General features: G+C 31.4%; 20 protein-coding genes and 1 tRNA gene. 10 read left to right on the top strand and 11 right to left on the bottom strand.

What is annotated here, in order from left to right:
* The first annotated feature begins 29 nt into the window (after positions 1-29).
* The 7 genes from rpsB to rpoN all read left to right on the top strand — a co-directional run bounded on the left by rpsB (position 30) and on the right by rpoN (position 9,159).
* Complete coding sequence (gene rpsB, locus FVF61_RS14080; protein ID WP_148457499.1) at positions 30-806, top strand: 30S ribosomal protein S2; 777 nt, start codon at positions 30-32, stop codon at positions 804-806.
* 92 nt (positions 807-898) lie between these two features.
* A complete protein-coding gene (gene tsf, locus FVF61_RS14075) occupies positions 899-1,864 on the top strand; it encodes a translation elongation factor Ts (RefSeq protein WP_394348930.1) in 966 nt (321 codons plus the stop codon).
* Positions 1,865-2,057: 193 nt separating this feature from the next.
* Positions 2,058-2,765, top strand: a complete 708-nt coding sequence (gene pyrH / locus FVF61_RS14070; RefSeq protein ID WP_148457495.1) for a UMP kinase — start codon at positions 2,058-2,060, stop codon at positions 2,763-2,765.
* 63 nt (positions 2,766-2,828) lie between these two features.
* A complete protein-coding gene (gene frr, locus FVF61_RS14065; protein WP_148457493.1) occupies positions 2,829-3,386 on the top strand; it encodes a ribosome recycling factor in 558 nt (185 codons plus the stop codon).
* Positions 3,387-3,550: 164 nt separating this feature from the next.
* A complete protein-coding gene (locus FVF61_RS14060) occupies positions 3,551-5,971 on the top strand; it encodes an efflux RND transporter permease subunit (protein WP_148457492.1) in 2,421 nt (806 codons plus the stop codon).
* Positions 5,972-6,014: 43 nt separating this feature from the next.
* Entirely contained in the window at positions 6,015-7,448 is a 1,434-nt protein-coding gene (gene asnS / locus FVF61_RS14055; protein WP_148457490.1) for an asparagine--tRNA ligase, read from the top strand.
* A 253-nt stretch (positions 7,449-7,701) separates the two neighbouring features.
* A complete protein-coding gene (rpoN, locus tag FVF61_RS14050) occupies positions 7,702-9,159 on the top strand; it encodes an RNA polymerase factor sigma-54 (RefSeq protein ID WP_148457488.1) in 1,458 nt (485 codons plus the stop codon).
* Positions 9,160-9,231: 72 nt separating this feature from the next.
* Here the strand turns inward: rpoN and FVF61_RS14045 are convergent, their stop codons facing one another.
* The 3 genes from FVF61_RS14045 to FVF61_RS14035 all read right to left on the bottom strand — a co-directional run bounded on the left by FVF61_RS14045 (position 9,232) and on the right by FVF61_RS14035 (position 11,677).
* Positions 9,232-9,867, bottom strand: a complete 636-nt coding sequence (locus FVF61_RS14045; protein WP_148457486.1) for a DUF6705 family protein — start codon at positions 9,865-9,867, stop codon at positions 9,232-9,234.
* Positions 9,868-9,874: 7 nt separating this feature from the next.
* The gene (locus FVF61_RS14040; protein ID WP_148457484.1) at positions 9,875-11,353 is read right to left on the bottom strand and encodes a hypothetical protein; all 1,479 of its coding nucleotides are present in this window, start codon (positions 11,351-11,353) and stop codon (positions 9,875-9,877) included.
* 84 nt (positions 11,354-11,437) lie between these two features.
* On the bottom strand, positions 11,438-11,677 hold the full coding sequence (locus FVF61_RS14035) for a hypothetical protein (protein ID WP_148457482.1): 240 nt from the start codon (positions 11,675-11,677) through the stop codon (positions 11,438-11,440).
* Positions 11,678-11,945: 268 nt separating this feature from the next.
* Between FVF61_RS14035 and FVF61_RS14030 the strand changes: the two genes are divergently transcribed.
* A complete protein-coding gene (locus tag FVF61_RS14030; RefSeq protein WP_148457480.1) occupies positions 11,946-12,551 on the top strand; it encodes a hypothetical protein in 606 nt (201 codons plus the stop codon).
* On the opposite strand, the gene FVF61_RS14025 is transcribed toward FVF61_RS14030, so the two are convergent.
* The 8 genes from FVF61_RS14025 to FVF61_RS13990 form a co-directional block, all read right to left on the bottom strand.
* Positions 12,546-13,250: a porin family protein gene (locus FVF61_RS14025; RefSeq protein WP_148457478.1), complete on the bottom strand. Its 705-nt coding sequence runs from the start codon at positions 13,248-13,250 to the stop codon at positions 12,546-12,548. The genes FVF61_RS14030 and FVF61_RS14025 overlap by 6 nt on opposite strands.
* Positions 13,251-13,342: 92 nt before the next feature.
* On the bottom strand, positions 13,343-13,828 hold the full coding sequence (locus FVF61_RS14020) for an ExbD/TolR family protein (RefSeq protein ID WP_148457476.1): 486 nt from the start codon (positions 13,826-13,828) through the stop codon (positions 13,343-13,345).
* A 13-nt stretch (positions 13,829-13,841) separates the two neighbouring features.
* Positions 13,842-14,480: an ExbD/TolR family protein gene (locus FVF61_RS14015; protein WP_148457474.1), complete on the bottom strand. Its 639-nt coding sequence runs from the start codon at positions 14,478-14,480 to the stop codon at positions 13,842-13,844.
* A gap of 2 nt (positions 14,481-14,482) precedes the next feature.
* The gene (locus FVF61_RS14010) at positions 14,483-14,902 is read right to left on the bottom strand and encodes a hypothetical protein (protein ID WP_148457472.1); all 420 of its coding nucleotides are present in this window, start codon (positions 14,900-14,902) and stop codon (positions 14,483-14,485) included.
* Positions 14,903-14,926: 24 nt separating this feature from the next.
* Positions 14,927-15,709 (bottom strand): MotA/TolQ/ExbB proton channel family protein, encoded by a 783-nt coding sequence (locus FVF61_RS14005; protein ID WP_148457470.1) that lies wholly within the window; start codon positions 15,707-15,709, stop codon positions 14,927-14,929.
* Between the two features lie 75 nt (positions 15,710-15,784).
* A tRNA-Ser gene (locus tag FVF61_RS14000) sits at positions 15,785-15,872 on the bottom strand.
* Positions 15,873-15,945: 73 nt separating this feature from the next.
* Positions 15,946-16,977, bottom strand: coding sequence for an asparaginase (locus tag FVF61_RS13995; protein WP_148457468.1), 1,032 nt, complete (start codon positions 16,975-16,977; stop codon positions 15,946-15,948).
* A 2-nt stretch (positions 16,978-16,979) separates the two neighbouring features.
* A complete protein-coding gene (locus FVF61_RS13990) occupies positions 16,980-17,747 on the bottom strand; it encodes a TatD family hydrolase (RefSeq protein ID WP_148457466.1) in 768 nt (255 codons plus the stop codon).
* 52 nt (positions 17,748-17,799) lie between these two features.
* Here FVF61_RS13990 and FVF61_RS13985 point away from each other — a divergent pair, with 52 nt between their 5' ends.
* Positions 17,800-18,240 (top strand): retropepsin-like aspartic protease family protein, encoded by a 441-nt coding sequence (locus FVF61_RS13985; RefSeq protein ID WP_148457464.1) that lies wholly within the window; start codon positions 17,800-17,802, stop codon positions 18,238-18,240.
* 61 nt (positions 18,241-18,301) lie between these two features.
* Positions 18,302-18,928: a response regulator gene (locus FVF61_RS13980; protein WP_148457462.1), complete on the top strand. Its 627-nt coding sequence runs from the start codon at positions 18,302-18,304 to the stop codon at positions 18,926-18,928.
* The last annotated feature ends 491 nt before the right edge of the window (positions 18,929-19,419 follow it).

Genomic DNA, 19,419 nt, shown 5'->3' with positions numbered 1-19,419 from the left:
TAATTCAACAGAACGTAAACTATTAAAAAATGGCAGTAGAAGTAAAAGACTTACTTGAAGCAGGTGTACACTTTGGACACCTTACACGTAAATGGGATCCAAACATGGCTCCTTACGTATATATGGAGCGTAATGGCATCCATATTATTAACTTATACAAAACAGCAGCAAAAATAGATGAAGCTGGAGCAGCACTTGCAAAAATTGCAGCTTCTGGACGTAAAATCTTATTTGTTGCAACAAAAAAACAAGCTAAAGATATTGTTGCTGAAAAAGCAGGTAACATTAACATGCCTTACATTACAGAAAGATGGCCAGGTGGTATGTTAACTAACTTTGTTACTATTAGAAAAGCTGTTAAAAAAATGGCTACTATTGATAGAATGAAGAAAGATGGTACTTTCAATTCTTTATCTAAAAAAGAGCGTTTACAAGTAGACCGTCAACGTGCAAAATTAGAAAAGAACTTAGGTTCTATAGCAGACATGACTCGTTTACCAGCAGCATTATTTGTTGTAGATATTAAACGCGAACACATTGCTATTGCAGAAGCTCAAAAATTAAACATTCCTATCTTTGCTATGGTAGACACCAACTCTGACCCACGTCAGGTTGATTATGTAATTCCAGCAAATGATGATGCTTCTAAATCAATTAGCAAAATTTTAAGCCACGTAACTGAAGCTATTGCAGGTGGATTAGCAGAGCGTAAAGCTGATAAAGATGCGTCTAAAGATGATGCTCCTAAAGCAGCTAAAAAATCTGCTTCTAAAAAGAAAGCAGTAGCAACAGACGAGGAAGAATAAATTATTAAAAACAACCTAAATAAGTCGTTTATTCTTTTCTAGTTTGAAAATAGATTAAACGACTTTTTTAAATATTAAAATGTATGGAAGCTATGGTAAAAGTAACAGCAGCAGAAGTAAATAAATTAAGACAAGCAACAGGTGCAGGAATGATGGATTGCAAAAAAGCTTTAGTGGAAGCTGAAGGTGATTTTGACAAAGCCATTGAAGTTTTACGTAAAAAAGGACAAAAAGTAGCAGAAAAAAGAGCCGACAGAGAATCTTCTGAAGGTGCTGCTATTGCTAAAATAAATGATAACAATACAGTAGGTGTTGCTATTGTATTAGGTTGCGAAACTGATTTTGTTGGTAAAAACGAAAACTTTGTTGCATTAGCAAACGAATTAGCTGAAAAAGCCATCAACTATAACACTAAAGAAGACTTTTTAGGGTCTGATTTTGGTGGCATGACAGTTGCTGAAAAGTTAACAGAACAAACTGGAGTAATAGGTGAGAAATTAGATATTACAGCTTTTGAGAAATTAGAAGCACCTTATGTTGGACAATATGTTCATATTAATAAAATTGCAGCCTTAGTTGGCTTATCTAAAGAAGTTGATAATGCTGATACTTTGGTAAAAGACGTTGCTATGCAAGTGGCATCTATGGGAGCAACAACTCTTTCTTATAAAGATTTTGATCCTGCTTTTATTGCATCAGAAACTGAAGCTAGAATTGCAGTTATAGAAAAAGACAATATTGAATTAGGACGATTAGGTAAAACCCTTAAAAACGTCCCTCAATACATTTCTATGGCGCAATTAACACCTGAAGTTATGGCTCAAGCTGAAGAAGCTGCTAAAGTAGAATTAAAAGCTGAAGGGAAACCAGAACAAATCTGGGACAGAATCCTTCCAGGTAAAATGGAGCGATTTATTTCAGATAACACCACGTTAGACCAAGAAAAATGTTTATTAGATCAAAACTTTATTAAAGATGAAAAGATAAACGTTGCTAAGTACGTAGCATCTTATGGAGATGTAACTATTACAGATTTTAAACGTGTAACTTTAGGTTAATTAAACGTTTTTCTAAGCATTAAGCAAAGAACTTAATATTAAAACCACTACTAAATTTAGTAGTGGTTTTTTTATATCTAAATTTTATACTATCTGTAAACTAATTTTTAAAACTAAAAACAAAAAATTTATGTAGTTTTGCTAAACTCTAATTCCCTCAATTTGGGAATCTTTTAAAAGACCTATTCAACTAATGAAATACAAAAGAATTCTCTTAAAATTATCAGGAGAAGCCCTAATGGGTAACCGACAATATGGCATCGATCCGGAACGTTTATCAGAATATGCTAAAGACATTAAAGAAATTACTGAAACTGGCGTTGAAGTTGCCATAGTTATAGGTGGTGGCAATATATTTAGAGGTGTTGCTGGAGCAAGTAATGGTATGGACAGAGTACAAGGAGACCACATGGGTATGCTTGCAACCGTTATCAATGGTCTGGCATTACAAAGTGCACTTGAAGATGCTGGAGTTCCTACACGATTACAAACGGCTATCCATATAGAAGAAGTAGCAGAGCCATTTATTAGAAGACGAGCCCTTAGACATTTAGAAAAAGGACGTGTTGTTATTTTTGGAGGAGGAACAGGAAATCCATATTTCACTACAGATTCGGCAGCAGTTTTACGTGCCATAGAAATTGAAGCCGATGTCATTTTAAAAGGCACACGTGTAGATGGTATTTACAATGCAGATCCTGAAAAGGATTCAAAAGCCATAAAATTCGATCATATTTCTTTTGATGATGTTTTAAGAAAAGGCTTAAAAGTTATGGATACTACTGCTTTTACATTAAGCCAAGAAAACGAATTACCTATTATTGTTTTTGATATGAATAAGAAAGGAAACCTATTAAAAGTGGTTTCAGGTGAAAATATAGGAACCAAAGTTAATTTATAATTCTTATTTTTATCCTTTGGCTTATTTTTTGAATTAGCTTCAAAAGAATTAAATTATATTAAGATGAACGAAGATATTCAGTTTATACTAGACTCAACTAAAGAATCTATGGATGCTGCCTTAAAGCATCTAGAAAAACAATTTGTAAATATTAGAGCTGGAAAAGCAAGTCCTGCCATGCTAGGAAGTGTTATGGTAGATTACTATGGATCTCAAACACCGTTAAATCAAGTAGCCAATGTAAACACTCCTGATGGTAGAACTATTACAGTACAACCATGGGAAAAAAACATGCTTCAAGAAATTGAACGTGGTATTATGTATGCTAACTTAGGTTTTAATCCTATGAATAATGGAGATACCATTATAATCAACGTACCTCCTCTAACAGAAGAACGCAGACGTGATTTAGCAAAACAAGCTAAAGCTGAAGCTGAAGATGCTAAGATTGGTATTAGAAGTGCCAGAAAAGATGCCAATTCTGAAATTAAAAAATTGGATGATGCTTCAGAAGATCTCCAAAAAAATGCTGAAATAGACATCCAAAACTTAACAGATAAATACGTTAAGAAAGTAGATGATATTTTAGAGGTTAAAGAAAAAGAAATTATGACAGTATAATCTAAAAGCGACTATTAAGTCGCTTTTTTTTATTTATTGAATCCTTAAAAATTTAACTTCCTCATAATTCATTTCATTTTATTCACTTTAAACAAAACATTATAAGCAAAATCATTAAGCAAATACATTGCTTTTACCTAACTTTGCGCCTGTTTTTATAATATATGTTTAAACTATTTACAAAAGGGTTTTGGGATGTTGTAGCTCGTGTTATTTTAAGAAATAAAATTGCGATTCTACTTGTTGTTGTGGTGGCTACTATATTTTTTAGCACTCAGTGGAAAAACATGCGCTTTACCTATACTGAAGCTAATTTATTACCAGACGACCACGAAGTAAATGTTGTTTATAACGATTTTTTAAAAGTTTTTGGTGAAGAAGGTAATCTGGTTGTTTTAGGAATTAAAGATTCTTCACTTTTTACCGTTGAAAATTTAAATGCTTGGAATAAACTCTCTGAATCTTTTAAAGATTTAGATGAAGTTGAAGCTGTTGTTTCTATAAAAGACCTCAAAAAACTAGTAAAAGACACAGAAAATGAAAGGTTTGAACTAGCGCCTTTTATTCAAGACTCCATTCAGTCTATTACCCAGTTAGACACACTTCAACAAGAGTTATTTAAAAAATATCCTTTTTATGATAACTTTCTATTTAACAAGAATACCAAGGCCATCCGAACTGCTATCTATCTTAAAAAAGATATAGTAAATACACCAGCACGAAAAGATTTTGTTTTTGATTATCTATTACCGAAAGTTGAGGCTTTTGAAAATACAACTAATCTGGATGTTAGAATTTCTGGAATGCCTTATGTAAGAACCTTAAATGCCCAAAACATTGTAGATGAAATTGGAAAATTTATTGGTCTGGCATTAGGAGTTACTTCCTTAATTTTCTTTTTCTTTTTCAGGTCGTTTAGAGCCACATTTATTTCGCTATTAGTAGTTTGTATTGGCGTTATGTGGACCTTTGGAATTATAGGTTTATTAAATTACGAGATAACTGTTTTAACAGCTTTAATTCCTCCATTAATAATAGTTATAGGTATTCCTAACTGTATCTTTTTAATAAATAAGTATCAACACGAAGTAAAATTACATGGCAATAAAGTGAAATCTTTACAACGTGTTATTACCAAAGTTGGTAATGCCACATTAATGACCAACGTCACTACTGCTTCTGGGTTTGCTACATTCATGCTTACTGAAAGTACGCTTTTAAAAGAATTTGGTCTTGTGGCTTCATTGAGTATTCTTGCTATTTTTCTATTGTGCTTGCTTATTATCCCTATTCTATACACGTTTTTACCTTATCCTAAAGATAGACACCTAGAGCATCTAAACAAACGCTGGATTGGTGGTTTTGTTAATTGGATGGAACGCATGGTAAAAGAAAGACGCATTACTATCTACATAACATCCATAGTTCTTTTAATTGTAAGTATGATTGGCATCTATCAGATAAAAATCTCTGGTAGTTTAATAGAAGACATGTCTAAAGAAGCTGAATTTTTTCAAGACATTCGTTTCTTTGAAGAAGAATTTAATGGCATCATGCCAGTTGAAATTTTAGTAGATACCAAACGTAAAAAAGGCGTGATGAAGTTAGCTACTTTAAAGCGTATGAACGAGCTTGAAGATGTTATTTTAGAGACTCCAGAACTTTCAAGGCCAGTTTCTATTGTAAGCCTTGTTAAATATTCCAAACAAGCATACTATAATGGGAACCCTAAATACTACCAATTGCCAACATCTCAAGAAAACAGTTTTATTTTAAGTTATGCAAAAAATTCAACTTCTAATATCAATTTATTAAACAATTTTGTTGATAGTACAGGCCAATATGCTCGTATTACTACGTTCATGAAAGATATTGGCACAGATAAAATGGAACGTATTGAAGACAACCTTCAAACCAAAATCAATAAGGTTTTTCCAAAAGATAAATATAATGTTACCATTACTGGAAAAGCTCTCGTATTTCAAAAAGGCACCAAATATTTGGTTAAAAACTTAGCCATTTCATTATCATTAGCCATCTTTTTAATCTCTTTGTTTATGGCTTATATGTTCCGTTCATTTAGAATGATAGTCGTTTCATTAGTACCAAACTTGTTACCCTTAGTTATTACAGCAGGATTAATGGGTTATTTAGGGGTGCCAATAAAGCCGTCAACTATTTTAGTATTTAGTATCGCTTTCGGTATTTCGGTAGACGATACTATACACTTTTTAGCAAAATACAGGCAAGAATTACAAGCCAATCACTGGAAAATTAGAAAATCGGTTTATGCGGCACTTCGCGAAACTGGAGTCAGTATGTTTTATACCTCCATTGTTTTATTCTTCGGGTTTTTAGTATTTACTTTTTCTAGTTTTGGTGGAACCGTAGCTTTAGGAGCTTTAGTGTCTGCCACTCTTTTATTTGCCATGCTATCGAATTTATTACTGCTTCCTTCATTATTATTATCACTTGAACGAAGTATTGCCAATAAAGAAGTTTTAAAAGAACCTTCAATAAATATTATTCCTGAAGAAGATGAAGATATTGAGGTAACTGAAAACGATATAGAAAACAACAATTAAAAAAATAGAACAAAGAATTATCTTTGTGAAAAAATAAATCAAAATGAAATCGAACACCATTGCAGACTTACTTTCAAAAGAAAACACCTTACAAGACGTTGAAATAAAAGGATGGGTTAGAACCTTTAGAGCTAACCGATTTATAGCTTTAAACGATGGATCTACAATAAACAACATTCAATGTGTAGTAGATTTTGAAAATACAGATGAAGCCATTTTAAAACGTATTACTACTGGAGCAGCCGTACATGTTAAAGGGTCTTTAACCGAAAGTCAAGGGAAAGGACAAAGTGTCGAAGTTCAAGTATCTTCAATAAAAATATTAGGAGATTCAGATCCAGAAACCTTTCCTATTCAACCTAAAAAACATTCTTTCGAATTTTTAAGAGAAAATGCTCATTTAAGAACCAGAACCAGCACCTTTAGTGCTGTTATGCGTTTACGTTCTTCTTTGTCTTTTGCCATTCATAAATATTTTAACGAAAATGGTTTTTACTACATGCACACACCAATTATTACAGGTAGTGATGCTGAAGGTGCTGGAGAAATGTTTCGTGTTAGTAATTTAGATGCTAAAAATCCTCCTTTAGATGAAAAAGGTAACGTAAATTATAAAGAAGATTTCTTTGGAAAAGAAACCAACCTTACCGTTTCTGGTCAGTTAGAAGCAGAAGCCTATGCTATGTCTTTAGGGAAAGTCTATACATTTGGCCCAACTTTTAGAGCTGAAAACTCTAACACTTCTAGACATTTAGCAGAATTTTGGATGATAGAGCCAGAAGTTGCTTTTATGGATTTAGCTGGAAACATGGATTTAGCTGAAGATTTCATGAAATCGGTTTTAAGCTATATTTTAAAACACAATCGTGAAGATTTAGAGTTTTTAGAAAACAGATTATTGGACGAGGAAAAAACAAAACCTCAAGCTGAACGTAGCGAAATGAGCTTAATTGAAAAAGTTAAGTTTGTGGTGGACAACAATTTCAAACGTGTAAGCTACACGGAAGCTATAGACATTCTTAAAAACAGCAAACCAAACAAGAAAAAGAAATTCAAATATATTATAGACCAATGGGGAGCCGATTTACAAAGTGAGCACGAACGTTATTTGGTGGAAAAACACTTTAACTGTCCGGTTATTTTGTTTGATTATCCTGCCAACATCAAAGCCTTTTACATGCGTTTAAATGAAGATGGTAAAACCGTTCGCGCCATGGATATTTTATTTCCAGGCATTGGCGAAATGGTTGGAGGCTCGCAACGTGAAGAACGTTTGGACGTGCTTAAAGAAAAAATGAAAGCTCTGGACATAGACGAAGAAGAATTATGGTGGTACTTAGATCTACGTAAATACGGAACTGCAGTCCATTCTGGGTTTGGTTTAGGTTTCGAACGATTGGTGATGTTTGCCACAGGCATGGGTAATATTCGCGACGTGATTCCGTTTCCTAGAACACCTCAAAATGCTGAATTCTAAAAGTTGTCTTTCAGAACACTTGCTTATCGGCAGACAAGAAGCGAAGATTCATAAACATTAAATTTTCGTTTTAAATTAAAAGATTAAATAAAATCATAAAACAATCTATATCTACGTTTATATAGATTGTTTTTTTTATTTTTATATTAAATGCCATTAACCATAAGTTGCAACCCAACCTATTTGATTATAAGGCATTGCATCTGACCGTTGAAAGACAATAAATATTAACAGATGAAACCAAATCCTTACAATGCTTAAACAATATTTACAGTTTAAATTATCGCAAAAGTTATCGCCTCAACAAATCCAGTTGATGAAGCTGATACAATTGCCAACGCAAGCCTTTGAGCAACGTCTAAAACAAGAATTAGAAGAAAATCCAGCCCTTGAGAGTGGTAAAGAACAGCTTGAAGATTTAGATGACGTTTTTGATAATTCAAACGATTTTGAAGATGACAATGAATCTATAAATGCAGACGATATAAACGTTGATGATTATTTAAGCGACGACGATGTACCTGATTATAGAACTCAAGCCAATAATTACAGTAGCGATGATGAAGAAAAAACCATGCCTTATGCTGCTGGAACGTCATTTACACAACATTTAATCAATCAGTTAAACACCTTTAGATTAACAGATGATGAGTTTGATATAGCTGAATTTTTAGTTGGAAGTATTGACGAAAGTGGTTACATACGTCGTAAGTTAATCGACATTATGGACGATTTGGCGTTTACACAAAACATATATACCACTGAAGCTGAAATAGAAAAGGTCTTAAAAATAGTGCATCAATTAGATCCAGCAGGAGTTGGAGCCAGAAGCCTTCAAGAGTGTTTAAGCATTCAATTACACAGAAAAGAAAAACGTCCAGATGTAGAGTTGGCTATCGATATTATAGACAATGCCTTTGAGAAATTTACTAAAAAACATTATAAAAAATTACTTCAAAAATTCGATATTACAGAGCAGCAGCTAAAAGATGCTATTGACGAAATAGAACATCTAAATCCGAAACCTGGTGGTTCTTATTCTGGAAATAACCGCATAGTGGAACATGTGGTTCCAGATTTTGCTATTAAGATTGTTGATGGCGAATTAGAATTAACCCTAAACGGTAGAAATGCACCTGAACTTCATGTGTCGAGAGAGTATAATAACATGTTGAAAGGTTATAAGGAGTCTAAAGACAAATCGAAATCGCAAAAAGATGCCGTCATGTTTATCAAACAAAAACTGGATGCAGCCAAATGGTTTATAGACGCCATTAAGCAACGTCAGCAGACTTTATTTGTTACCATGAGTGCTATTATGCATTATCAAAAAGAATACTTTTTAAGTGGCGATGAACGCAAACTTCGCCCAATGATTCTTAAAGACATTGCAGACGAAATAGAAATGGATGTTTCTACGGTTTCCAGAGTTGCCAATAGTAAATATGTAGATACGCCTTATGGTACGAAATTGATTAAAGAATTCTTTTCGGAATCGATGACTAACGACCAAGGAGAGGAAGTTTCCACCAGAGAAATTAAAAAAATTCTTGAAACTGTTATAGAAGACGAAAACAAAAGAAAACCTTTAACAGATGAAGCACTTGCCAAAATTTTAAAAGAAAAAGGCTATCCTATTGCTAGAAGAACTGTGGCAAAATACAGAGAACAATTAGATATTCCTGTGGCTCGATTGCGTAAGAAGATATGATAAATAAATTTGCCACGAATAATTAAAATATTCGTGGCAACATATTTTTTAAATTTCAAGCTAAGCTCTTAATTATTGCTTAATAAATGTATAAACTCCTACAGGAATTGTTATAATCTCGGGACCAGAATAGTTAATACTTGCATTTTCATTAAATCTCATGGTTATTTTTGCTCTAATTTTTTCTACGCCACTTTCAACAAATCGAGCCATTACAATTCCTCCCCATAATCCAGGTTTGGTAGGTTCTTTAATACTTAATATTATAAAACGCGTATTTGGAGCACATTCAGGACAGGGTGGAAATCCAATATCATTTGTTGTAATAGAGTAAGAAACTATGTTATTATTTCGCATGGCATCTTCTTGATTGACAATATTAGGAATTCCTATTGGCTCGATTAAAGGGAATGTATTTACCAATTCAACACCATTTTCTATATATTGATATTCTCCAAGCAGTAAATCGGAATAATCACCATCTCCAGAAGTATATTGTTCTAACTTATTAAAGATAATGGTCAAGGAATTATTCCCACTCTCCCATTTCCAAGTGCCAACATAAGGGTTATAATCGTTATCAACGTCTTTTAAATAGGCATTATTCTCTGGAAGATCGACACCAGTATCGTTAAAAATTGGTACAATGTTTTGTGCTTTACAGCTTATAAACATGATAAGCATTAAAAATTTTATTAAATGTTTCATAGTTTTTTTAATTACAAGGTGTTTTTATTATTGCTCCCGAATCGTTTAATGTCAGTCTATCAAATTTTTGAATGGATTCATCTAATTTATAGAAGTTAATTGGAATTCTAGGCATATTATTTAACTTACGTCTATAATATTCAAAGGTTTTTAAAAGACCTTTAATAAACCTATCATCTTCATTTATTGAGGACGATGATAAATTATAATAATGCCCTAATTTTCCATTAATATCTAATAATGATTTATTTTGAAAAATATACCCTAATAAACTTTTGTCTTTCATTTTTAACATATAAGTTCCATGTATAGTGACTAAAACTGTAAAGACCTCATAACTAGAAAATTGATTTGGATTGTTCACGATGTTCCCTGTATGATATTGGTATAAATTATAAATATCTTCAGCAGAAAACATTAATTCACCTGGATCGTGATGAATATGCATGCCTCCCATAATTTCACCACCATGTCTTAAAGTAACAAACCCTGAAGAACCATCTACAAAGTTTTTAGAAATATTCCCCATACTATTTCTAGAAATTTCATAACCCTTTTCACTTGAAGCTCCTGGAGCACTACTTCTTAAATCAGTTAGTGCACTTGTAAAATAAGCACTATTCATCAATTCTTGAATTCCATAACACTCTAATTGTTCATAAGCATAATCTTTAAAATCAAGTGGACTAGGTGGAGAGGCGTTTATATATTCCAGAATAATATCTATCATATCTTCACATCCAACATTTCCAATCATAGTTGACATTCCTTTAATTTTAATGCCATTACTTGAATTGTTCAACCACTCTAGTTGTGTTGGTGTTAATGTTATGTTATTATCATTTAAACATTCTAATACTTTTTCTTTAGGTGTTAATGTAATTTCATTCTGTTCTATAGAAGGTAAGGCTCCAACTGCTGGCTGGCCTCCAGAAGAGGAACTAGTACCTCCTCCACTTGTGCCACCTAAGTTATTATTGTCTGGAAATTGTCCGCTACCTTGTTCATTATTACCTCCAGTTTCACCATTGTTTTCTTCATTATTTTCTCCATAATTACAGCTTTCGTCTGGTGCGCAAAGATAATAACCAATAACAATTGCCATTCTATCATCACCAATTTGAACGTGTTGCCAAACAGTGCAAATACCTTTACAATCATTTGATATAAGCGCTATGTCTCCACCACCACCACCCGATGAAGTTGGCATATTGCCTCCATTTCCTCCATCATTACACCAAATAGTTTGGATGGCTCCTCCATCTTCTGGGATATTATACAAACAACCATCTATTAAATGCATTTTTGCATTCAGAAATCCTTGAAAATCTACAACATCAATTAGATTATCTTCGATGGGTAAAACAGAAATAAGAAAATGTCTAAGCTCTTCATTAAAGTCTAAAGTAATATAAGAATATATAAAAAACTTAATGTCCTCACCATTATCAGTAATTACAAAATTTTCAAATGTGGCTTCTGCCAATAGTGGTGTTTCAATTTTAAAGGACCAAGCTTCTCCTCCATTGGAAGTGACATGTAAAATTTTGTCTGTTAAAATTGAAAAAGATCAATCGCTAGCATCTATTTTTGAGTTAGTTCCTACGTTAGAAGTTGAATTAGAAGTTTTATTTTTAGTCTTAATTTGATTTACATCAAAATTATTAGAAATCTTTTTTAAAGACTTTTGTAGTTTGCTGTTTTGTTGTACCTCATCCAAACTTAGTATTTGAGAATGTATGTCTGGGTACTTATTTGAGTTATTTTGTTCTTTACTTTCAAAATCGTCTTTCTGACACGTAAATAACAAAACATTTAATAGAAGAAAACAAACTATTTTAAATAGTGTAAATTTGGACTGTTGGACTGTTGGACTGTTGGACTGTTAAAAAGTAAAATTTCATAAACAAAAAAAGCGTTATCGATTAATTGTTTATAAACCTAGAAAAATAATTCATTAAAAATATACGTAAGGTTACGTATATTTCACAGTTTTCGATGAAATACACACTTTTAATTACGGTTTTTCCGTAATTAGGTGTAGACATCAATAAATTCCTTACTTTTAAAACAAAAAATTGAATCAGCTTTTAAAAAGTATCTCGTTTATATTTCATCCTATTCTTATGCCAATGTTAGGAGTGGTATTTTACTTTTCAAAATCGCCTAGATTTATTCCTATAGAAATTATTCAGGCTAAAATAATTTCACTTTTAATATTAACTATTGCATTACCAATTTTACTTTATTTTCTATTAAAAAATATTGGGAGAGTTCATTCTATATATTTAGACACAGCAAAAGAACGAATAGTTCCATTGTTTTTAAATGGTTGCATTACATTATTAATAATTAATCGGGTTTTACCACCTACAGAAATTATAGAACTGTATTATTTTTTTGTAGGCATTTTAATTTCCACTCTAGCTTGTTTTATTCTAGCTATTTTAAAATTTAAGGCAAGTATTCATATGATTGGGATAACAGGAGTCACCATGTTTTATATAGCATTAAGTATTCATTTTAGCATTAATGTTAATGGTACTTTAGCGCTCATGTTTATAATTATTGGAGCTATTGCTACATCAAGACTTCATGTAAAAGCACATACCAACATAGAATTGCTTTTTGGATTTTTTATTGGTTTGCTACCACAATTAATTTTAGTTAATTACTGGTTATAGAATATAAAATATAAGACCAAATTTTATAGCATACATGTCTATGGCTTGTACTCCTATTTTAGCATCTTTAGAAAGTATTGGGTTTAAAGAATAATATATGTGAAAATTCCAGGTATTATATCCAGCACTTAAGGTTAAACCATATTGAAAATCGTTAAAATCCTTCAGATTATTATTTTTTATTTTCCCCTGTTCCCCTTTAAATTTTGTGGAGCTTGCTACTAGATAACCCACTTTAAATCCAGTATAAATACGCCAAAATCTAAATTCTTCGATTGTAGAGGTGCGCCATCTTACTTCCAAAGGCATTTCAACAAGATAAGTAGAGAATTTGTTCTTAGTGTAATTAATATCAGAGTCACTTAAATTAATATACTCTATCTCTCCAGCGTCGCTTTCGTATATAAAAATATTATGATTGTAAGAATTTAATGAGAATCCTAGGCCTAGACCTAAGCCAAAATTTCTTCTTTCGTTTAAAGGTAAATCTCTTATATATCCTAAATGGAAACCACTTGAAAAACCAGTTTGAGAGACGTTGTTTGGTTTATCACCAAGTAAATTATAAGTAATAGCTAAATAAAACTGGTCTTCTCTATATTTTGGGTCAATTACTTTAGTTGTGTCTGTAACTTTCTCTTGCGACCGGATGGCTGTTACACATATTAAGCTCAAAAATACAGTGAGTATAATCCTCATATCTAAATTGTAATTTAACAAGATTAAATATAAAACAAAAGGCGTTAAGATTTCTCAAAACGCCTTTTTATAATATAAAATTAAGAATATAATTATTTTTTCAACCCTTGTAAGGCATTACCTTTTTTAGTTGTATAATTAATTTTAAGTGCATTAACTTTACGTAATTCTTGTTTAATATCTGTTATTAAACCCATATTTGCATCGCTATCTACTTTTAAAGCAGTAGTTAAGAACGGGATTAATTCTTCTCTCTTAGAAGCACGTTCGGCAGCAATAAAAGCAGGAATTTCATTTACTTCAGCAAATTTATCGTTTAATTGAATTCTTGCTTCGGTACCATATGTTGACTTATAATTGCTACTTGGTTTTCCAGCGTAGATATACATTACCAAATCTTTTTTATCTAGTTTTTCAACTTGATCAGCAAAAGGTAAATTATTATCAATCATTAGCGTGTTCTGTCTCATAACAGTTGCCACCATGAAAAAGAATAATAGCATGAATACAATATCTGGTAAAGATGCTGTATTAACTGCTGGCATATCGCCACTTTTTTTCTTTTTAAATTTAGACATATTATTTATTTATCTAATTAGACTTTTTAGGTTCTGCTTCAGAGAATTTTTGCGGAATTAAAATTTTAATTTCTTCTAATTTGTCTTTTAATTTCGCTTTTTCTGCTGAAGGAGTTCTAGGATCTGAATAGCGTTTTTCAGCTTCAACAAAGTTCAACTCTAAATTAGGGAAACTTTTTTGAAACTCTCTATTTCTTAACTCATTATATGCCGCAATTATTTCATTTTGAACAGCTATATATGTTTCGTATTTAGTCGCTCTATCGTTTTGTAACGAAATAATAGCTTTATCGAAATTATCTGAAGATCTAGGGTTTTTCTTTCCTTGACAACGTTTACAAGCATCTGGACCTGTTCCACCACCATTATCTAAAAAGGTAACTGCAGCATTACGTAGGTCTTTAATTTGAATGACTTTTTCTTCGCCACCTGTTTTTAGAAACAAATCATTATTACGATTTACATTAAGTTGAAAAATATTCTTCTCTTTAATAATAACGTCTTCCTGTTCTGTATCGTCAATTGGAGGCAATTTTCTATTTAACCCAGAATCTGTTTCAATGGTTGTAGTAACCAAGAAAAATATTAGGAGTAAGAATGCAATGTCAGCCATAGAGCCTGCATTAACTTCTGGTGCTGATCTTTTTGCCATAATTATTTATTCGTTATTTTTTTAATTCCAGATAAAGCCATAGAACCAATAGCAATAATAGCTAAAGCATAAAAAGCATATAATCCAGCTCCAACATTTTTAGATGTTGCTTCAGTTATATCAACGCCTTTATCTGTAAAAGGTGTTAAATCTAAATCTGTTCCTGAAGACATTGCATAAGAAATTACGATAATTACTAAGAATGCTCCAACAGACATTAATGTCTTTTTAATGTTACCAGCAAATAATCCTTTAATCACATACACTAGTACTAAAGCTAGTATAAGAGCAAGAACTACATAAGTAACATATATCATATTATCTATCATACTTTCATTTCCAGACATAATCATTAAAGCGAATATGACTCCTACTATAGAAAGTATGGCAACAATAATTGTTAATATTTTATGTAAACTCATTGTTTAATGTGTTTTAGGTTATTATTACTTCTTGTTTCTAATCAATAAATCCATTAAAGTGATTGATGCATCTTCCATATCGTTTACAATGCTATCAATTTTTGCAATAATGTAATTGTAGAATACTTGAAGTATAATAGCAACAATTAGACCAAATACTGTAGTTAAAAGTGCTACTTTAATACCACCTGCAACTAAAGATGGTTGCATATCTCCTGCTGCTTCAATTTTATCAAAGGCTTGAATCATCCCTATTACTGTTCCCATGAATCCTAACATTGGAGCCAAGGCAATAAATAATGAGATCCAAGATACGTTTTTCTCTAATTGACCCATTTGAACACCACCATAAGCTATAACAGCTTTTTCAGCAGCTTCAATACCTTCGTCTGTTCTATCTAATCCTTGATAGAAAATAGAGGCAACAGGTCCTTTTGTATTTCTACAAACTTCTTTTGCAGCTTCTACACCACCAGATTGTAATGCGTCTTCTACATCTTGAGTTAATTTCTTAGTATTTGTAGTAGATAGGTTTAAAAAGATAATTCTTTCGATAGCAATTGCTAAACCAAGAATTAAACATAACAGAACGATTCCCATAAATCCAGGACCTCCTTCTATAAATCGTTTTTTTAGTTCTTGGTGAAATCCAAGATCTTCTGAAGCTTCATCAGCTGCTGCTTCATCTTGTGATACACTAGCAACAGTAGCTGCTATTGATGCTGTTATATTTGCAGTTGTATTTGCATTAACAGTTCCGAAAGCCATAATTCCAGTAATGGCTAGAATAGAAAATAATCTTTTCATTGTTCTTGTTCTTAATTTTATTAGTTAAAGTGTTAAAGATATAAAAAAAATACGATTAAAAAATAAAAATATCAGCAGAGAGGAAGGGATTCGAACCCTCGATACCCTTTTGAGGTATACACACTTTCCAGGCGTGCGCCTTCGACCACTCGGCCACCTCTCTCAATATTAATTTAATAATACGATTGGCAAATAACAAAAAAACTTTTGAAAGCTAAAAATTTTGAAAGTTAATTTTAAGACAATTCTCCTCGTAAAGAAGTTTCAAATATGGTTTTGAAGGTGTTAGCAGAAATTTTTTCTCCTAATAAATACATTAATTTTACGATAGCTGCTTCTGTAGTTATATCTTTTCCTGAAATAACACCAATTTTTTTAAGTTGTGAACTTGTTTCATATTGCCCCATGCTTACGCTTCCTCCTGAACATTGTGTTACATTTACTACTTGAATTCCTTTATTTATAGCCTCTTTAATTAAAGATACAAACCAATTTTCTGTTGTTGCATTTCCAGCCCCATAGGTTTCTAATATGATCCCTTTTAAACTAGGATTATAGATAATACATTCTAAAATAGATTTAGAGATCCCTGGAAATAATTTTATTAATGCAATATTGGTGTTTAGATTTTTATGGACTACTAATTTTTTTTTAAGATTTGGAGCAAACAAAGCTTCATTATTTACTTTAATATGAACTCCCGATTCAGCTAAATGTGGATAATTTAAAGATTCGAAAGCTTCAAAATGCTCTGCATTTATTTTAGTCGTTCTATTTCCTCTATATAATTTATATTCAAAATATAACCCAACTTCTCTTATAACTGGTTTGTTATTTTTTCTTAAAGCTGCCATTTGTATGGAGGTAATTAGATTCTCTTTTGCATCTGTACGCAAATCTCCGATTGGCAGTTGCGATCCAGTAAGAATAACTGGTTTTGCTAAATTTTCCAACATGAAACTCAGGGCTGAAGCAGTATAGCTCATAGTATCACTTCCATGCAGTACAACAAATCCATCAAAAGTATCATAATTTTCTTCAATCATTTCCGACATTTGAATCCAATATTCTGGATTCATATTCGAAGAATCTATAGGATTTTCAAAAGAAACAGTTGAAATATGACAGCTTAACAATTTTAATTCTGGAATACGTTTTAACAGGTTATTAAAATCGAAGGATTGCAATTCTCCTGTATTGGGATTTTTAATCATTCCAATAGTCCCTCCTGTATAAATTAAAAGAATGTTAGGTTTGCTTGATTCCATACTTATATATTAAATACGTCTTTTGAGTTTTGAGTTGTAATTTCGGCAATTTTTTCTTGAGGTAGCTTATAAAGTTCCGATAGTTTTTCTAATACCTTAATTATATAAGCACTTTCGTTACGTTTTCCTCGATAGGGTTTTGGTGCTAAATAAGGTGAATCTGTTTCTAAGACCATGTGTTTTAAATCTATTTGATTTATAAACTGATCTATTTTACCATTTTTAAACGTAACAACGCCTCCTATTCCTAATTTCATATTAAAGGAAATAGCCCGTTTTGCTTGTTCAAAAGTTCCAGTGAAACAGTGAAATATTCCGAATAAATCGTCACTCTTTTCTTCATCTAAAACATCGAAAATTTCATCAAAAGACTCACGACAATGAATCACTATTGGTAATTTATACTTTTTAGCTAATTGAATTTGATGTTTAAAAGCTTTTTTTTGAATACTTAATGTAGACTTGTCCCAATACAAATCTATACCTATTTCTCCAATGGCATAGAAATGTCTTTTAGCAAGCATGCCCTCAACATGTGCTAATTCTTCTAGATAATTTTCTTTTACAGACGTAGGGTGTAAACCCATCATTAAAAAGACGTTTTTTGGAAAATCTTCCTCTAATTGAAACATGCTTTCTGTGTATGATGAATCTATAGCAGGAATAAAAAATCTAGAGACATTTGCGTCCATAGCTCTTTGAATCATTTCTTTTCTGTCTTCGGCAAACGCTTCGCTATATAAATGTGTATGTGTATCTGTAACTATCATTTTGCAAAAATAGAAGTTTTTATATTATTATCTTTGAAAGAAATTACTAGTTATGGTAAAGCTTCAAGATTATCTATTAGACAAAGGTTATACAAAAGTTAAATTAAAACTAACTAAGACAAATCATTTTGAAATTAAAGCCAGCATTAATGGTGTAAAGGGATTGTTTATTTTAGATACAGGTGCTTCAAGTTCTTGTGTAGGATTTGATGCTATAGAAACTTTTAAACTTAAGGTTAAAGATTCTGAAGTAAAAGCTGCTGGAGCTGGTGCAACAGATATGCTAACACAAATTTCAAAAAAGAATAAATTGAAAATTGGCAAATGGAAAAAAGACAAAACGGCTTTAATTTTATTTAATCTAACACATGTAAACACAGCATTAACAAACCACAATGCTCAACCAGTAGACGGTATTATTGGGGCAGATATTTTAAAAAAAGGGAAAGCCGTAATAGATTATGAAAAGAAATATTTATATTTGAAATTGTAGTAAATTTCTTATTTTTTGAATAAAATTAGATTTTACTCTCTATAGAATTTATTAATAGCACATGAAAACTTCCATAATTATAGCAGACGATCATCCTCTTATATTAAAAGGGCTTAACGATTTTCTCTTAGAAAAAAAATACAATGTACTTGCTAGTGCTGTTAATGGGAAAGAAGCCTTTGAGCTTATAGAAACACATAACCCAGAGATTGCTATTTTAGATATACAAATGCCCTTTTTAACAGGTTTAGATATTGCTAAAAAATGCAAAGAACTAAACTGGAAAACTAAAATAATACTTATTACTTTCGAAAAAGACGAAAACATATACAACGAGGCTAAAAATTTAGGCGTTTATGGTTATGTTCTAAAAGAATTTGCTCTTGCTGAAATAGAACATTGTATAGATTCTGTAATAAAAGCTATGCCTTATTTTAGTCCCGAATTACTTTCCTATCTAGAGGTTGAAGAAACACCCAAAAAATTAGAACTTTTAACACCTACAGAATTAGATATCTTAAAATTAATAGCTCAAAATAAAACTGCTAAAGAAATTGGTGAACTTATGTTTATTTCTAATAGAACAGTAGAAAAACATAAAAGTCATATTATTAAAAAACTAGATTTAGCTCCTATACAAAACAGTCTTTTAATTTGGGTTAAAGAAAACCAAAAGCATTTAGAGTAAAATATACGTAACGTTACGTATTGTTTAGTGTACTATTTATACCGATATTTGTATTGCTATTAATTAGTTCTTAGGGAGAATTTGAAGGCTCTAAATAAATTTCTTTTTATTTAGAGCTTTCTTTATTTATACCATTTCAATATTTTCTTATTTATATATAAAAATACGTAATGTTACGTATTGTTTGGATTTCAAAATATTTAGATATTTACCAAGCTATTAATCAATTACTTTTTAGGGAATAACAGAAAACTCTGTGTCTTAACCGACACGGAGTTTCATTTCCTAAATTTTTAAAAACACCCTAAATCTATAACCTATTGATAATGGAAAACGAAGAAAACGGAGTAAACAAATATTTTATAATTGGATTAGTAATTGTTGTTGTAACTGTAATCTCAATCAATATTCTTGTTAATTTTTTTAGTTAGTTATTTTCAAGACAAAAGCGCAACTTAAAAATAAGTTGCGCTTTATTATTTTGTATTATA

This window comes from Xanthomarina maritima (genome assembly GCF_008084905.1).
Classification (GTDB): domain Bacteria; phylum Bacteroidota; class Bacteroidia; order Flavobacteriales; family Flavobacteriaceae; genus Xanthomarina; species Xanthomarina maritima.
This window is presented reverse-complemented; position numbering and strand designations above follow the sequence as displayed.

Excerpts from the sequence above, each read along its gene's own strand:
- rpsB (WP_148457499.1), top strand. The coding sequence starts at position 30 with ATGGCAGTAGAAGTAAAAGACTTACTTGAAGCAGGTGTACACTTTGGA.
- tsf (WP_394348930.1), top strand. The coding sequence starts at position 899 with ATGGTAAAAGTAACAGCAGCAGAAGTAAATAAATTAAGACAAGCAACA.
- pyrH (WP_148457495.1), top strand. The coding sequence starts at position 2,058 with ATGAAATACAAAAGAATTCTCTTAAAATTATCAGGAGAAGCCCTAATG.
- frr (WP_148457493.1), top strand. The coding sequence starts at position 2,829 with ATGAACGAAGATATTCAGTTTATACTAGACTCAACTAAAGAATCTATG.
- FVF61_RS14060 (WP_148457492.1), top strand. The coding sequence starts at position 3,551 with ATGTTTAAACTATTTACAAAAGGGTTTTGGGATGTTGTAGCTCGTGTT.
- asnS (WP_148457490.1), top strand. The coding sequence starts at position 6,015 with ATGAAATCGAACACCATTGCAGACTTACTTTCAAAAGAAAACACCTTA.
- rpoN (WP_148457488.1), top strand. The coding sequence starts at position 7,702 with ATGCTTAAACAATATTTACAGTTTAAATTATCGCAAAAGTTATCGCCT.
- FVF61_RS14045 (WP_148457486.1), bottom strand. The coding sequence starts at position 9,867 with ATGAAACATTTAATAAAATTTTTAATGCTTATCATGTTTATAAGCTGT.
- FVF61_RS14025 (WP_148457478.1), bottom strand. The coding sequence starts at position 13,250 with ATGAGGATTATACTCACTGTATTTTTGAGCTTAATATGTGTAACAGCC.
- FVF61_RS14020 (WP_148457476.1), bottom strand. The coding sequence starts at position 13,828 with ATGTCTAAATTTAAAAAGAAAAAAAGTGGCGATATGCCAGCAGTTAAT.
- FVF61_RS14015 (WP_148457474.1), bottom strand. The coding sequence starts at position 14,480 with ATGGCAAAAAGATCAGCACCAGAAGTTAATGCAGGCTCTATGGCTGAC.
- FVF61_RS14010 (WP_148457472.1), bottom strand. The coding sequence starts at position 14,902 with ATGAGTTTACATAAAATATTAACAATTATTGTTGCCATACTTTCTATA.
- FVF61_RS14005 (WP_148457470.1), bottom strand. The coding sequence starts at position 15,709 with ATGAAAAGATTATTTTCTATTCTAGCCATTACTGGAATTATGGCTTTC.
- FVF61_RS13995 (WP_148457468.1), bottom strand. The coding sequence starts at position 16,977 with ATGGAATCAAGCAAACCTAACATTCTTTTAATTTATACAGGAGGGACT.
- FVF61_RS13990 (WP_148457466.1), bottom strand. The coding sequence starts at position 17,747 with ATGATAGTTACAGATACACATACACATTTATATAGCGAAGCGTTTGCC.
- FVF61_RS13985 (WP_148457464.1), top strand. The coding sequence starts at position 17,800 with ATGGTAAAGCTTCAAGATTATCTATTAGACAAAGGTTATACAAAAGTT.
- FVF61_RS13980 (WP_148457462.1), top strand. The coding sequence starts at position 18,302 with ATGAAAACTTCCATAATTATAGCAGACGATCATCCTCTTATATTAAAA.